This window comes from Pseudomonas sp. 8O (assembly GCF_902506495.1).
In the GTDB taxonomy this organism is placed as follows: domain Bacteria; phylum Pseudomonadota; class Gammaproteobacteria; order Pseudomonadales; family Pseudomonadaceae; genus Aquipseudomonas; species Aquipseudomonas chaetocerotis.
This window is the reverse complement of sequence record NZ_LR733264.1, coordinates 2,017,251-2,031,859: the sequence shown is the minus strand read 5'-3', so window position 1 is coordinate 2,031,859 and position 14,609 is coordinate 2,017,251. Positions and strand designations below refer to the sequence as shown.

11 protein-coding genes and 1 pseudogene are annotated in these 14,609 nt (G+C 64.0%); 5 read left to right on the top strand and 7 right to left on the bottom strand.

Annotation, left to right across the window (positions count from 1 at the left end; translation table 11 throughout):
- Positions 1-60: 60 nt before the first annotated feature.
- A complete protein-coding gene (locus GV002_RS12165) occupies positions 61-1,038 on the bottom strand; it encodes an NADPH:quinone reductase (RefSeq protein ID WP_160018618.1) in 978 nt (325 codons plus the stop codon).
- A gap of 147 nt (positions 1,039-1,185) precedes the next feature.
- On the opposite strand from GV002_RS12165, the gene hemF reads away from it, so the two are divergent.
- Both hemF and aroE read left to right on the top strand, forming a co-directional pair.
- Positions 1,186-2,103 carry an oxygen-dependent coproporphyrinogen oxidase gene (gene hemF, locus GV002_RS12160; RefSeq protein ID WP_160018617.1) on the top strand — a complete coding sequence of 306 codons (918 nt, stop codon included), beginning with the start codon at positions 1,186-1,188 and terminating at the stop codon, positions 2,101-2,103.
- 158 nt (positions 2,104-2,261) lie between these two features.
- Entirely contained in the window at positions 2,262-3,083 is an 822-nt protein-coding gene (aroE, locus tag GV002_RS12155; RefSeq protein ID WP_160018616.1) for a shikimate dehydrogenase, read from the top strand.
- A gap of 123 nt (positions 3,084-3,206) precedes the next feature.
- On the opposite strand, the gene GV002_RS12150 is transcribed toward aroE, so the two are convergent.
- From GV002_RS12150 to betC, 3 genes are all read right to left on the bottom strand, one after another.
- Positions 3,207-4,778, bottom strand: coding sequence for a SulP family inorganic anion transporter (locus GV002_RS12150; protein WP_160018615.1), 1,572 nt, complete (start codon positions 4,776-4,778; stop codon positions 3,207-3,209).
- A gap of 58 nt (positions 4,779-4,836) precedes the next feature.
- Positions 4,837-5,757, bottom strand: a complete 921-nt coding sequence (gene choX / locus GV002_RS12145; RefSeq protein ID WP_160018614.1) for a choline ABC transporter substrate-binding protein — start codon at positions 5,755-5,757, stop codon at positions 4,837-4,839.
- Positions 5,758-5,979: 222 nt separating this feature from the next.
- The gene (gene betC / locus GV002_RS12140; RefSeq protein ID WP_160018613.1) at positions 5,980-7,488 is read right to left on the bottom strand and encodes a choline-sulfatase; all 1,509 of its coding nucleotides are present in this window, start codon (positions 7,486-7,488) and stop codon (positions 5,980-5,982) included.
- 113 nt (positions 7,489-7,601) lie between these two features.
- Between betC and GV002_RS12135 the strand changes: the two genes are divergently transcribed.
- Both GV002_RS12135 and pbpG read left to right on the top strand, forming a co-directional pair.
- Positions 7,602-8,522, top strand: coding sequence for a choline sulfate utilization transcriptional regulator (locus GV002_RS12135; protein ID WP_160018612.1), 921 nt, complete (start codon positions 7,602-7,604; stop codon positions 8,520-8,522).
- Between the two features lie 112 nt (positions 8,523-8,634).
- Positions 8,635-9,537: a D-alanyl-D-alanine endopeptidase gene (pbpG, locus tag GV002_RS12130; RefSeq protein ID WP_160018611.1), complete on the top strand. Its 903-nt coding sequence runs from the start codon at positions 8,635-8,637 to the stop codon at positions 9,535-9,537.
- 141 nt (positions 9,538-9,678) lie between these two features.
- Here the strand turns inward: pbpG and GV002_RS12125 are convergent, their stop codons facing one another.
- Positions 9,679-10,572: a LysR substrate-binding domain-containing protein gene (locus tag GV002_RS12125; RefSeq protein ID WP_160018610.1), complete on the bottom strand. Its 894-nt coding sequence runs from the start codon at positions 10,570-10,572 to the stop codon at positions 9,679-9,681.
- Between the two features lie 173 nt (positions 10,573-10,745).
- On the opposite strand from GV002_RS12125, the pseudogene GV002_RS12120 reads away from it, so the two are divergent.
- Positions 10,746-11,152, top strand: a pseudogene (locus tag GV002_RS12120) (aldo/keto reductase); the annotation flags it as partial.
- 61 nt (positions 11,153-11,213) lie between these two features.
- Here GV002_RS12120 and GV002_RS12115 read toward each other — a convergent pair.
- Both GV002_RS12115 and GV002_RS12110 read right to left on the bottom strand, forming a co-directional pair.
- On the bottom strand, positions 11,214-13,430 hold the full coding sequence (locus tag GV002_RS12115; RefSeq protein ID WP_160018609.1) for a TonB-dependent siderophore receptor: 2,217 nt from the start codon (positions 13,428-13,430) through the stop codon (positions 11,214-11,216).
- 132 nt (positions 13,431-13,562) lie between these two features.
- Positions 13,563-14,456 (bottom strand): helix-turn-helix transcriptional regulator, encoded by an 894-nt coding sequence (locus tag GV002_RS12110; RefSeq protein WP_160018608.1) that lies wholly within the window; start codon positions 14,454-14,456, stop codon positions 13,563-13,565.
- Between the last annotated feature and the right edge of the window lie 153 nt (positions 14,457-14,609).

Here is a 14,609-nt window from a genome sequence, read left to right as displayed (position 1 = left end):
GCGGCTAAAGCCCCTCCCACGATTGTGGCGGCTGTGGGATGGGCTTTAGCCGCGACTGTTTTACGGCATCAAAATGGTCGAGCCGGTGGTTTGCCGCGAGCTCAGTGCATCCTGTGCGGCGGCGGCGTCCTTCAGCGCGTAGCGGTTGCTGATTTCCACCTGCAGCTTGCCGCTGGCGATCATGCCGAACAGCTCGTCGGCCATGGCCTGCAGGCGCTGGGCGCTGGTGGCGTAGCCGGCCAGGGTCGGGCGGGTGACGTACAGCGAGCCCTTCTGCGCCAGGATGCCCAGGTTGACGCCGGTCACCGCGCCCGAGGCATTGCCGAAGCTGACCAGCAGGCCACGTGGCGCCACGCAGTCCAGCGAGGTTTCCCAGGTATCCTTGCCGACGCCGTCATAGACCACCGGGCACTTGGCGCCGTCGGTCAGTTCCAGTACGCGCTGCACGACGTTCTCATGGCTGTAGTCGATGGTCGCCCAGGCACCCTGCTCCTTGGCCCGAGCTGCTTTCTCGGCAGAACTGACAGTGCCGATAAGGTTCACGCCCAGCGCCTTGGCCCACTGGCAGGCGAAGGAGCCGACACCGCCGGCCGCAGCGTGGAACAGGATGGTTTCGCCGCCCTTTAGCTCGTAGGTCTGGCGCAACAGGTACTGCACGGTCAGGCCCTTGAGCATCACCGCTGCGGCTTGCTCGAAGCTGATGTTGTCCGGCAGTTTCACCAGTTTGTCGGCGGGCAGCACGTGCAGCTCACTGTAGGCGCCGAGCGGACCGGTGGCGTAGGCGACGCGGTCACCGATCTTGAGGCCTTCTACCTCGCTGCCAATCGCCTCGACCACACCGGCACCTTCGGTGCCCAGGCTCGAAGGCAGCGCGGGTGGCTGATACAGGCCGCTGCGGAAGTAGGTGTCGATGAAGTTCAGGCCGATGGCCCGGTTGGCCACGCGAACCTCGCGCGGGCCTGGTGCTGCCGGCTGGTAGTCGCGATATTCCAGCACGTCGCTGCCGCCGTGCTGGCTGAACTGAATACGCTTGGCCATCTCGGATTCCTTGTCTGACTGGAGCCGCTGCAAGCGGCGAAAGAGCCTATCCAATCGTCCTGATTGACCGACGTCAACTGCGGATGTGCCTGGGTGAATGCTATGCTGCCCGCCGATTTCGACCTGCTCTCTGTTCAAGGTGCCGCCGTGACTGACCGTACCGAGGCCGTGAAGGCCTACCTGCTCGACCTGCAAGACCGCATCTGCTCCGCCCTGCAAGCCGAAGACGGCCAGGCCGTGTTCGCCGAGGACTCTTGGCAGCGTCCGGCCGGTGGTGGCGGGCGCACGCGGGTGATCGAGAACGGCGCGTTGATCGAAAAAGGCGGGGTGAATTTCTCCCACGTGTTCGGCGACAGCCTGCCGCCCTCGGCCAGTGCCCATCGCCCCGAACTGGCCGGGCGCGGCTTCCAGGCCCTCGGCGTGTCGCTGGTCATTCACCCGGAAAACCCTTACGTGCCCACCTCGCACGCCAATGTGCGCTTCTTCAGCGCCGAGAAGGAAGGCGAGGAGCCCGTCTGGTGGTTCGGCGGCGGTTTCGACCTCACGCCCTACTACGCCAATGAAGAAGACTGCGTGCACTGGCACCAGGTCGCGCATGACGCCTGTGCGCCGTTCGGTGCCGAGGTTTATCCGAAGTTCAAGGCCTGGTGCGACCGCTACTTCCACCTGAAGCACCGCGGCGAGCCGCGTGGTATCGGCGGGCTGTTCTTCGATGACCTCAACGAGTGGGACTTCGATACCAGCTTCGCTTTCATGCGTGCCATTGGCGATGCCTACATCCAGGCCTACCTGCCCATCGTCCAGCGCCGCAAGCTGACGCCTTTCGGTGAACGCGAGCGCGAGTTCCAGGCCTTCCGTCGCGGTCGCTACGTGGAGTTCAACCTGGTGTTCGACCGTGGCACCCTGTTCGGCCTGCAGTCGGGCGGGCGCACCGAGTCGATCCTCATGTCGCTGCCACCGCACGTGCGCTGGGGCTACGACTGGAAGCCGGAGCCGGGCAGCGAGGAAGCGCGCCTGACCGAGTACTTCCTCACCGATCGCGACTGGCTGCAGAAGGCGTCGTGATCCTGTAGCCCGGATGCAATCCGGGACCGTTCATAGGCTGCCCCGGATTTCATCCGGGCTACGAACTGGCAACATTTCCCCGTTGGAGCCCACTTGCGGGCGATCTGGCCCCAGAGCGAATCGCCAGCCAGCTGGCTCCTACACAAACAGGATTTCCCATGGACCGCTACTGCGTCTTCGGCAACCCCATAGGCCACAGCAAATCGCCGTTGATCCATCGTCTGTTCGCCGAGCAGACCGGCCAGACGCTGACGTATGACGCGCGCCTGGCGCCGCTGGATGACTTCGTCGGCGATGCCCGCGCCTTCTTCGCCGAAGGCCAAGGTGGCAACGTCACCGTACCGTTCAAGGAAGAGGCCTTTCGCCTGGCCGACGAGCTCACCGAGCGTGCGCGCCGCGCTGGCGCGGTGAACACCCTGAAGAAGCTGGCAGACGGTCGTCTGCTCGGCGACAACACCGATGGCGCAGGTCTGACCCGTGACCTGCAGGACAACGCCGGTTTCAGCCTGGCCGGTAAGCGCATCCTCGTGCTTGGCGCCGGTGGCGCCGTGCGCGGTGTGCTCGAACCCTTCCTGGCGCAGAAACCGGCCGTGCTGGTGATCGCCAACCGTACCGTGGCCAAGGCCGAACAGTTGGTGCGCGAGTTCGCCGATCTCGGCCCACTGGTCGCCGCCGGCTTCGACTGGATCGATGCGCCGGTGGACCTGATCGTCAACGGTACTTCGGCCAGCCTCGGCGGTGAGCTGCCAGCGATTGCGCCAAGCCTGATCCAGCCCGGTCATACGGTCTGCTACGACATGATGTACGGCCGCGAGGCGACCGCCTTCAACCGCTGGGCTGCCGAACAGGGCGCGACGCGTTGTCTCGATGGCCTGGGCATGCTGGTCGAGCAGGCTGCCGAGGCTTTCGAGCTATGGCGTGGCGTGCGCCCGGATACCGCGCCGGTGCTGGCCGAACTGCGCCGCCAGCTGGCGGGCTGAACTTCCCGAAGTTCGTGCAGAGCGCCGCTGCGTAGATACCGATGACCCCGCAAGTTCCTACGCGCTGTCAGGTCGTTCGTGTATTGCGCCGCTAACCCACCCTACGAGTTCGAGGCCGCTCACTCAATCCTCGAACAACACCGGGCAGCGCTCGGCGCCTTCGAGCTTGAGGATTTCCTCCACCACTTGTGGCCGCGCCTGACGCAGCACCAGGCTGCGTTTCAGCGCCTGCAGGCGACGCGCCTCCTGGTGCAGCATCTCCACCCCGGCATAGTCGATGAAGTTGATGTGCCGCGCGTCGATCACCAGGCGTTGCCCGCGGCTGCGTTGCAGCAATTGCTGGATGTACTGGCAGGCGCCGAAGAAGATCGAGCCCTCGATGCGCAACACCTCGTCGTCGCCGTCCTGCCACAGGCGCACGCGCGGCTGCGAGGTGCGCTTGAGGTAGAAGAACAGTGAGGCCAGCACACCGGCGTAGATCGCGGTCTGCAGCTCCAGCACCAGGGTCGCGGTGAAAGTCAGCAGCATCACCATGAACTCGGCGCGACTGACCCGGCGCAGTGCGCGGATCGCAGGCAGATCCACCAGTCCCCAGCAGATCAGCAGGATGCCGGCCGCCATCACTGGCAGTGGGATATGCGTCAGCAGCGCTGCGCCGAACACCGCGAACAGCGCCACCAGCAGCGCCGAGAACACTCCGGCCAACGGTGTACGCGCGCCGGCCTGCAGGTTCAGCGCCGAGCGGGTGAAGGAGCCGGCCGACAGTGAGGCGGAGAACCACGGCCCGAGCATGTTCGACAGCCCCTGCGCGCGAACTTCCTGGTTGGCATCGAGGAACTGGTGCGACTTCACCGCCAGCGCACGGGCGATGGACAGGCTGGTGACCAGCCCGAGCATGCCGCAGGCCACGGCTGCCGGCAGCAGGCGCAGCACATCGTCGAGGTCGAAACTCAGCATCGTCAATGGTGGCAGGCCGCCGGCGAATGGTGCGACCAGAGCAATGTCAGCGATGAAACGCGCAGGTAGCAACCAGGCCAGCAGGCTGCCACAGACCAGGCCGATCAGCAGCGCAGGCGCCTTTGGCCAGAGCTTGCGCACGGCTACGCTGAGCAGCAGGGTGAAGGCCGCCAGCGCCAGGCTCGGCCAGTGTGCCTCGGGCAGGTGTTGGCCGATCTGCAGCAGACTGGCCAGCGCCGTGGGCTGGCTGGTGACCTCGACGCCGAGCAGATTGGGCATCTGCCCGATGGCGATCACCAGGGCCGCGCCGAGGGTGAAGCCGAGCACCACTGACTGCGAGACGAAGTTCACCAGTGCGCCGAAGCGCAGCAGACCGAGCAGCCACTGGAACAGCCCGGCGAGAAAGGTCAGCAGCAGGATCAGGGCGATGAATTCGTCGCTGCCGATGCGCGCCATGGGGCTGACGCTGGTGAACAGGACGATGGAGATCGCGGCGGTCGGTCCGCAGATCAGGTGCCAGGAGGAGCCCCACAGGCAGGCGATGATCACCGGCACGATGGCGGCGTACAGGCCGTATTCGGCCGGTAGCCCGGCAATCAGCGCGTAGGCCAACGATTGCGGCAGAGCCAGGATTGCACCGGTCAGGCCCACCAGCAGGTCATTGCCGAGGGTCTTGCGGCTGGTGCCAGGCAACCAGCGGAGAAACGGCAGCAGGGTCTGTCGGTCAGGTAGGTGCATGATTCGGGTCGAGGGTGGGCCGCAGGCGACTCCACCCTACTCACTTGCCGCGGTTAATTCAAAGCCGCGCCTTCACAGCGGCCAGACCATCGCCACCGTCGAGGGTCTTGACGCCCTGCAGCCAGCCATCGAGTAGCTGCGGGTTGGCCTGGAGCCAGGCCTTGATCGCGGCGTCGTTGCTGGCCTGTTTGCTCAGCACCTGATCCATGATGCTGTTCTCCATCTCCTGGGTAAAAGTCAGGTTGCTCAGCAGCTTGCCGACGTTGGGGCACTGCGCGGCGTAGCCCTTGCGCGCCAGGGTGTTGACCTGGCCGCTGTCGCCGAAGTACTTCTCGCCGCCTTTCAGGTATTTCATGTCGTGCTGCACGTTCATCGGGTGCGGCGTCCAGCCGAGGAAGACCACGAACTGATCGCGTTTCACCGCGCGGCCGACCTGCACCAGCATCGCCTGTTCGCTGGACTCCACCAGCGTCCAGTCGCCCAGGCCGAATTCGTCGGCGGCGATCATCTGCTTGATCGACTCGTTGGCGGGTGAGCCGGAGGCGATGCCATAGAGCTTCTTGCCGAACTTGTCGGCGTGCTTGTCCAGGTCGGCGAAGGTCTTCACCCCGGCATCAAAGGCATAGGTCGGTACGGCCAGGGTGTACTCGGTGCCTTCGAGGTTTTGCGCCAGCTTGTCCACCTCGCCGCTGGCGACGAACTTGTCATAGTTGCTCTGCTGCGCCGGCATCCAGTTGCCGAGGAACACGTCGACCTGGCCCTTCTGCAGGCCGGCGAAGATGATCGGCACGGCCAGGGTCTGGGTTTGCGGCTTGTAGCCCAGGCCGTCGAGCAGGAAGCTGGCGATGCCGTTGGTCACGGCGATGTCGCTCCAGCCCGGATCACCGAGCTTGACCGTGGCACAGGCTGCGTCCTCAGCCCAGACGTTGCCGGCGCTGGTGAGCGCAGTGGCGAGTAACAGCACGCTGAATCGGTTCATGGCGTCTCTCCTTTTTTCTTCTGTGTTGGGCACCTCTAAAAACGTAGGCGAGGCAGCCAGCGCAATACCGATGGCGGCCCCGCAAAAACAGGCGAAAAGCACAGTTTACGAGCTGTAAATGAGCATTTGACCGGGCTGGCGTTCCAGCCTGTTTTTAACGCAGTGATGGCAACGCAGGTAGTTTTTAGAGGTGTCCTTTTGGGGGCGGCAGTCGGTAAAGGTTCATACCTGTGGAAAACGGGCGCGGCGTTCCAGGTCGTCGAGATCGATATGGTTGCGCATGTACTGTTGGCTGGCGTCGACCCAGGGCTGATGATCCCAGCTGGTCAGCGTGCCCTGGCTCAGGGCCTCGGCCACCAGACGGCGGCGGCGCTGGCTGGCCAGGGTGGCGGCGTGAATGGCCGGAATATCCCAGCGTTCGCGGGCCTCGGCCAGGAAGCCGGCGAGGATACCCCTGTGCTCGCTGCACTCGGCCAGGTTCTGACGCTCGAGCGGGTCATTGTCCAGGTTGAATAGCAGCAGTGGGTCCTGCTCGGAATAGACGAACTTCCAGGGGCCGCGGCGAATCATCATCAGCGGGCTGACAGTGCCTTCGGCCATGTATTCGCCGAGCACTTCGTCATGACCACCCGTGCCTTGCAGGTGCGGCAGCAGGGAGTGGCCCTCCAGCTCCAGGCCCTGCTCGACCTGGCCACCGGCCAGTTCCACCAAGGTTGGCAGCAGGTCCAGGGTCGAGACGGACTGGCTGACCCGGCGTGCGGCAAAGTGCTTGGGCGCATGCACCAGCAGCGGCACGCGGGCGGACATCTCGAACCAGTGCATCTTGTACCAGAGGCCGCGCTCGCCAAGCATGTCGCCGTGGTCGCCGGAGAAGACGATCAGGGTGTCGTCGGCCAGGCCGCATTCCTCCAAGGTGTTCAGCAGCTTGCCGATGTTGTCGTCGATGTAGCTGCAGGCGCCGAAGTAGGCGCGGCGGGCGTCGCGGATCTTGTTCTCGGGCAGCGGCTTGTCCCACAGGTCGATGACCTTGAGCAGGCGCTGCGAATGCGGGTCCTGCTCGCTTTGCTCGAGGTGCTGGCGCGGCATGGGAATGTCCACGCCTTCGTAGCGATCCCAGTATTCGCGCGGGATGGTGTAGGGGTCGTGCGGGTGGGTCATCGACACGGTCAGGCAGAACGGTTGATCCGGGGTCATGCGCACATGGTCGTAGAGGTACTGGCGTGCCTTGAATACCACCTCCTCGTCGAAGTCCAGCTGGTTGCTGCGCACGCAGGGGCCGGCCTGCAGCACCGAAGACATGTTGTGGTACCAGCTGGCGCGTACGTCCGGCTCGTCCCAGTTCACTGCCCAGCCGTAGTCGGCCGGGTAGATGTCGCTGGTCAGGCGCTCTTCGTAGCCGTGCAACTGGTCCGGGCCGCAGAAGTGCATCTTGCCCGACAGCGCGGTGCGGTAGCCGAGGCGGCGCAGGTAGTGGGCGTAGGTCGGCACATCAGCGGGAAAGTCAGCGGCGTTATCGAAGGCGCCGATCTTCGACGGCAGCCGCCCGCTGACCAGAGTGAAGCGCGACGGCGCACAGAGCGGGCTGTTGCAGTAGGCCGAGTCGAACACCACGGCCTGCTCGGCCAGCTTCATCAGGTTGGGCATCTGCACCGGCGAGGCGGCATCGTGCAGCGGCAGGATCGGCGCGGCCATCTGGTCGGCCATGATGAAGAGGATGTTCGGGCGCTTCATGGTGGCGGGTATTCCATACTGTTGGTTTATGCGACAGTGCGGGCACCATGATTCCGGTAGAACGGCGGCAGGGTAAACCCGGCTGCGAAACATGCCTCGGATAAGCAGAGCTTATGTTTAAAGCCATCGATGGACTATCGCTCGACGCACTGCGGGTGTTCGAGTCGGCGGCGCGCCAGCTCAGTTTCACCGCCGCCGCCAGCGAACTGGGCAGCAGCCAGCCGGCGATCAGTCAGCAGATCAAGCGTCTGGAGCAGCAACTGGCCACGCGCCTGTTCGACCGCGTCTACCGAGGCATCGTGTTGACCGAGGCCGGCGAGCTGTTGCTGGCCCATGTGCAGGAAGGGCTGGCGAGCCTCGATGCGGGGCTCGTCGCCGTCACCGCGCGCCAGCAGCATGAAGTGCTGCAGGTGGCCACCGACTTCGCCTTCGCCGCCTACTGGCTGATGCCACGTTTGCAGCGCTTCAACAGGCTGTACCCGGAGGTGGACGTCAGCCTGATCACCAGCGAGCGCGACCCGGCCACGGTGCCGAGCGACATCGACGTGGCGATCCGCTTCGGTGATGGCCGCTTCAAGCATGGCGAGGCGCACCTGCTGTTTCGCGAGGAGGTATTCCCGGTGTGCAGTCCGCGTCTGCTCGGCGAGCTTCAGCCGCCGCTGCCGGTCGCAGTGCTGGCTGAACTACCGTTGCTGCACCTGCGTCCCGAGCACCGTTCGCGCTGGTTCGACTGGGATGGCCTGTTTCGCGCGCTGGGCATCGCCAGCCTGCCAACGCCCGGCGCTTTGCGTTTCGACAACTACACCCTGCTGATCCAGGCGGCGATTGCCGGGCAGGGCGTGGCCATCGGCTGGCGCCATCTGGTCGATGAACTTCTGGCTCAGGGGCTGCTCTGTCGTCTGGGTGAGGCCCAGGTGCATTCGGCGTTGGGCTATTACCTGGTGCTGCCCGAGCGCAAGCGTCGCCAGCGCCTTACCGCGCGTTTCGTCGACTGGTTGCAGGCCGAGCTGGATTCGCCAGCAGCAACCGTTTGACCGGGCCATACTGCAATAGCCAAGCGTGATCCCTATACTGGTCGCCGCCGCTCTGGTCAGTCGTTTTCCAAGTCTGCCAGCGGCTCCCACACTCCAACCGGTGAAGTAAACCGTGAAACTCCATCATTCGATTTTGGGCCTGCTGCTGTGCGGCAGCCTTGTTGTTTCGAACCTCCAGGCCGCGCCCGCCCAGCCCAAGCAGGAGCTGGCCGCCGGTAGTGCATTGCTGATCGATCTGAAAACTGGCCAGGAGCTCTATTCCAGCAACCCGGACCTGCGTCTGCCGGTCGCTTCGGTCACCAAGCTGATGACCGCCATGGTGGTGCTGGATGCCAAGCTGCCGCTGGACCAGGTTTTGCCGATCAACATCCGCGACACCCAGGAAATGCAGGGCGTGTTCTCCCGTGTGCGTATCGGCAGCGAAATCACTCGTCGCGAGATGCTGCACCTGGCGCTGATGTCCTCGGAGAACCGCGCCGCCGCCAGCCTCGCGCACCATTACCCAGGCGGCCACTCGGCCTTCATCGCGGCGATGAACGCCAAGGCCAAGGCGCTGGGTATGCACAACAGCCATTTTGTAGAACCTACCGGCCTGTCCGAGCTGAACGTCGCCACCGCCCGCGACCTGGCGCTGATGGTCAAGGCGGCCAACCAGTACCCGCTGATCCACCAGTTCAGCACCGACTCCGAAGCGACCGTGGCCTTCCGCAAGCCCAACTACACCCTCGGCTTTCGCAACACCAACGCGCTGGTGCGCAAGCCTGACTGGAACATCAACCTGAGCAAGACCGGCTTCACCAATGCTGCCGGTCGCTGCCTGGTGATGGCCACCACCATCGCCAATCGCCCGGTGGCCTTCGTGGTACTCGGCGCCTTCGGCAAGTACACCCACATGGCCGACGCCAACCGCCTCAAGCGCTGGATGGAAACCGGCAAGGTCACCCCGGTACCGGCTGCGGCGCTCAGCTACAAGCAGCAGAAACTGGCCGAGTGGAGCCTGCAAGCCAAGCAGTGATGCAGCGGTGACAGAAAGGGCGACTCGTTGAGTCGCCCTTTTTCGTTGTGCTGTCGTGTAGCCCGGATGCAATCCGGGGCCTTTCAACTGTTTCCCCGGATTGCATCCGGGCTACGGTCGATTTTTCTCGGTCGTGGAGCGTCAGATCGGACAGCCCAGCCGCTCGCTGAGAAAATCGAGAAAGCAGGTGATGCGCGACACCAGCGCGGTGTTGCGGTAATACACCGCGTTGATCGGCTGGCGCACCTCCACGCGTTGCTCGGCCAGCACCTCCACCAGCGCGCCGCTGGCGCGAGCGCCGTCGGTCATGAAGTCCGACAGGCACACCAGGCCTTCGCCAGTCAGAGCCAGTTCGAGAATGGTGTCGCCGCTGGAGGCGCGCAGGCTCGGAGTGATGCGCCAGCGCTCGCCGAGGGCGTGGCGTAGCGGCCATTCGTTGAGGCTGTCCGGCTCGGTGAAACCGATCAGGCTATGACCGGCCAGATCCTCGGTACGCGTCGGCGTGCCATGTCGGTGCAGGTACTCGGGGCTGGCCAGCACGCGACGGAGGCTGTGGCACAGCGGCCTGGCATGCAAGCTGGAGTCCTGCAGGTTGCCGATGCGGATGGCCAGGTCGGTGCGGCGTTCCAGCAAATCGATGATACGGTCGTCGCTGTTCAGTTCCAGCTCGATCTGCGGGTAAAGCGTGCGAAACTCGCCGATCAGCGGCACGATCACGTGCAGCATGAAGGGCGAGGCGGTGTTGATTCGCAGGCGCCCGGCTGGTGCCTGGCGGCGCAGGGTCATCTGCTCTTCCGCGTCCTCGACACTGGCGAGGATGCGTCGCGCCTGGGCCAGGAACAACTCGCCCTCCTCGGTCAATTCCAGGCGCCGCGTGGTGCGGCGCAGCAAGGTGACGGCAAGCTTTTCCTCCAGCCGACTGAGGGCACGGCTGACGCCGGATGCAGTTTGCTCGAGCTGCTCGGCGGCGGCGCTGATCGAGCGGCAGTCGACCACGCTGACGAAGGCGAGCATTTCTTCCAGGCTGATCTTCATTGTTGAGCTTCAGTCAAAGGCTTTGCTGGCTTGGCGGAGTTTTCCGCATGAGTCTGGCGCGGATACTGCTCGCCAGCAAGTCTGCCTGCTGCTCGCCCTTTGCCTTGGGCCTGCAACTTTTACCCACTGAGTCAGGCCGAACCATTCAGTCCCAGCGTCGGTCTGCTGATCGGCCGTCCATCTTCACCATCGCTCATTTACGCCAGGCCATCGAGGCAGTGGGGAAGGATGAGATCGCCACCAACCAGGTGGAAAAGCATCCGCTGCTGCAGAACCGCAAGCTGGTGGACTTCGCCCGGCAGCAGGGGATCCCTCTCACCGCCTACATGCCGCTGGCCTACGGCAAGGTGCTGGCCGAGCCGGATATCCAGCGCATCCCGCTGCCCATGGCACCAGCCCGGCGCAGGTCGCCCTGGCCTGGTCGTTGCAGCAGGGGTATGCGGTGATTCCGTCCTCGACCAAGCGCGAGAACCTGGCTGCCGCCGAACTGCGCCTAAGCGAGGCGGACATGGCCGCTATCGCCAAGCTGGATCGCGGCGAGCGTGTCGCCAACCCGGGCTTCGCGCCACGCTGGGATTGAGCCTGGCGCTGATCACGAACACCCGGCAGATCCGGGCCTGTGACGACATGACCGCTGCTGCTCAGAATCTCGCACTCAGGGTCAATTGCAGGTTGCGAGGCTCGCCATACCAGAGCTGGCTGTAGAAGCCGATCTGCTCGAGGTATTTCTTGTCGAAGACGTTGTTGAGGTTGGCGGTCGCCGTGATGTGCTCGCTGATCTGGTACCTGGCCATCAGATCGACCAGGGCGTAGCTGCCTGCGCTCACGTCCACCGGGCCGTTGGGGCTGCCGGTGTTGGCGCGGGAGATGCCGCTGCGCCAGGTCGTTCCACCGCCCAGGGTCAGGTCCCTCAGTGCACCGTCCAGGCGGTAGGTCGTGAACAGCTTGAACTGCGTGCGTGGGTGGGTGGTGTTGATCGCCTTGCCCTCGCCATTGCGGGCAATGAGGTGGGTGTAGCTGGTGGATAGGTTCCACACCTCACTCAGCGCGCCGCTCAGCTCCAGGTCGAAGCCGTCGACCACGGCTCCCTCGCCGGACTTGTAAGCCTGCTGGCTGGGGTCGGCAATCAGGAAGGTATCGGGAATGGCTTCGGCCAGGCCCTCCTGTTTGGTGCGATAGACCGACAGGGCGGCATTGAGCCGGCCTCCCAGATAGCCGGCCTTGATCCCGGCCTCGTAGCTGTCGCCGGTGACCGGGTCGAGGAAGTTGCCATCCGGCGCCCTTTGCGTCTGGTTCTTGAAGATGCTGGTGTAGCTCGTGTACAGGCTGTAGGTCTGATCGAGGTCGTAGACCAGGCCGGCATAGGGCGTGACCTCATCACTGTAGCGATAGTTGCGCTGGGTGCCGAAGTAGTTCTGTTCGATTTTCCAGGTGCTGACGCGAGCACCCAGAATCAGATGCAGCGGGTCGGCGAGCGACAGGCGTGTCACTGCGTAGCCGCCAGTCTGGCGAATATCGGTTCGGTCACCGTTGGCCCGAACGTTCGACCAGACGGGTTCGGCGATGTCGCCGTTGGTCCAGTCCAGTCTCGAGTCGGCAATCGGCGCGGTACCTGGCACCGGCAGGTACTGGTCCATCTGCAGATCGTCGTCGATGCTCATCCAGCCGAACGCGGCTTCGTGAGTGCGCCCCAGCAGCTCGAATGGTCCGCTGCTGGTCAGGTGCCAATCGTTGCGGGTGCGCTCACCGTCGTACTTGAGGAAGCTGGCGCTCATGCCGGCGTTGTCCCGGTCTGGATAACCGCCGCGGAACAGGTAGCGCATGGTGTAATCGGCCTCGGTACGACTGTAGGCCGCGCGCAGCTTCCAGTCGTTGTCCAGCTGGTGCTCGAGATCGACGAAGGCGGTGTTCGACTCGGTGCCGAAGTACGACCACTTGGTGTTGTTGGCCGTGGAGCGGCCAAAGTTGGTGCGCGATCCGTCGGCGTAGAACATTGGAACGCCGGCGCCCATGCCGTCTGTATCGTTCTTCTGGTGTTCGAGGCTCAAAGTCAGCTGCGTGCTTGGGGTCAGCTCCGCGCTGATCACGCCGTACAGCGTTTCACTGTCGTAACTCTGGTGGTCGATGAAGGTGTCGCGCTCGGAGTAGGCCGCCACCACCCGGGCAGCGATTCGACCGTCAGCGCTGAGCGGGGTGGAGATATCGATATCGCCACGGCGCTGATGCCAACGTCCGATGCCGAGCGAGCCGCCGATGGCGAACTCCGGCAATGGGCGCTTGCGTATGAAGTTGACTGCGGCCGAGGGGTTGCCGGCGCCGGTCAGCAATCCCGTCGAGCCGCGTACCACCTCGACGCGATCATAGATCGCCGAATCGATATCGGTGGCGCCGAAGTTCCAGAAGTTGTTGATCGGCGAAGCCAATCCATCGAACTGGAAGTTGTCGATGTCGAACCCGCGTGCGGAAAACGACACCCGATTGCTGTCGCTGCGGCTCATCGAGATACCCGGAGCGCTGGCGAGAACCGCCGCCGTGTCACGCAGGCCGCGATCTTCGATCTGTTGGCGGGTAACGACGCTCACCGATTGTGGCGTCTCGCGTATCGATAGCGGCAGGCCTACGGCGGTGGACATGCTGCCGGTGGTGTAGCTGCCCGTGCCCTCGGTTCCCGACTGCGGCAGCTGCTTGCCATGCACATTCATCGCCGGCAGCGTCAGGCTGGTCTCGCTCGCGCCGTTGTCATCGAAACCCCCTTGTGACGTTGCCCCGGCTGTCAGGGGTGCCATTGCGGTGGCCAGCAATGCGCTGCACATCACCGAGGCTAGCGGCGTGAGGGGGAAGATCGAACACTTCGACATTGCAGGGACCTTATGGGAATAATTTCTTCATGCGAATTATTCACATTTACTTGAGGGTCCACTTTTGCCGGATGCCAGTGTTCCTATGCTGGATGCCAGGGCGGGAACGACGGTGTTGGGGGTGATGTCCTGCTAGATCAACTCGCGGGGAGAAACACCGAAATGGTGCCGGTACGCGGTGGCGAAATTGCTGGCGTGGCGATAGCCAACATAGTGGGCGGCGTCCTGAACTCGCCAACCCTGTTCGAGGTATTGCCTGGCCAGCTCCATGCGGCGCCGGCGCAGGTAGGCCATGACGCTGACGCCATAGGCGTGCTGGAACTTCTGGCGCAGAGAGCTGGGGCTCATGCACGCCAGTTGTGCCAGCTGGTGCAGGCTGTGCTCGGCTCCAGGCTCTTGATGCAGGTAATCGCGAACCCGTTCCAGTAGGGCCCGATCACGTGGATTGAGCGAGGGGGTGTCGCGCTCATGAGTGCCAATGGCGCTCAAGCCGTGCGCCAACAGTTGCAGTGCCAGGCCCTCGTTCAAGAGCCGTTGCAGGCAGCCTTGCGACTGTTCGCAGGCCAGGGCCTGCAAACCCTGGTGCAGGCTTGCGGGGATGGTCCAGCGTTGGGTGTAGGCGCTGCGGCGTTGCAGGGTGCCGCGTAGCTGATCCGCCAGGTTCTCGTCTGCCAGGTCATCGATGTTGCCGATGGACAGGTTGAGGCCGCGCAAGTTGTGATGAGCGTGATGCCGAGCCGTCTGACCGGGCTCTTCCTGGCCGAGCAGGATGACGCCATGACCAGGCGAGAGGGTGATGACGGTGGGGCCGGCGAGCTGAGCCTGTCCCTCCAGCAGGACGATCATGGTCAGGCTGGGAGAGGTGAATGACTGAGCCTGGTAACCCTGGAAGGTTTGTACCTGAGAGCTGACCAGCGTCATGCCCAGGCTGGTTTCCTGCTCGTTGATGTAGCCCTGCATCACGCACGGATTGTCCTCGTGCTGTGCGCCAATCAGGCTGTAATGCACATGATGACGCCGGCCCAATTGGCGGAGGTCCTCTAGCGAATACCGGCATGGGGCATGTTGGGGCTGAGCCAAGAGAGGCACCTGATTGTTCAAAACGCAGATAATATCATTGCTTCTCATTTGCGTATCGGTGCTGGTCGGTGGATCTCCTGGCAGATGTCCTCTCTATTA

Bases quoted from the DNA above. Each gene is read 5' to 3' on its own strand.
- GV002_RS12165 (WP_160018618.1), bottom strand. From the start codon at position 1,038: ATGGCCAAGCGTATTCAGTTCAGCCAGCACGGCGGCAGCGACGTGCTG.
- aroE (WP_160018616.1), top strand. From the start codon at position 2,262: ATGGACCGCTACTGCGTCTTCGGCAACCCCATAGGCCACAGCAAATCG.
- GV002_RS12150 (WP_160018615.1), bottom strand. From the start codon at position 4,778: ATGCACCTACCTGACCGACAGACCCTGCTGCCGTTTCTCCGCTGGTTG.
- choX (WP_160018614.1), bottom strand. From the start codon at position 5,757: ATGAACCGATTCAGCGTGCTGTTACTCGCCACTGCGCTCACCAGCGCC.
- betC (WP_160018613.1), bottom strand. From the start codon at position 7,488: ATGAAGCGCCCGAACATCCTCTTCATCATGGCCGACCAGATGGCCGCG.
- GV002_RS12135 (WP_160018612.1), top strand. From the start codon at position 7,602: ATGTTTAAAGCCATCGATGGACTATCGCTCGACGCACTGCGGGTGTTC.
- GV002_RS12125 (WP_160018610.1), bottom strand. From the start codon at position 10,572: ATGAAGATCAGCCTGGAAGAAATGCTCGCCTTCGTCAGCGTGGTCGAC.
- GV002_RS12115 (WP_160018609.1), bottom strand. From the start codon at position 13,430: ATGTCGAAGTGTTCGATCTTCCCCCTCACGCCGCTAGCCTCGGTGATG.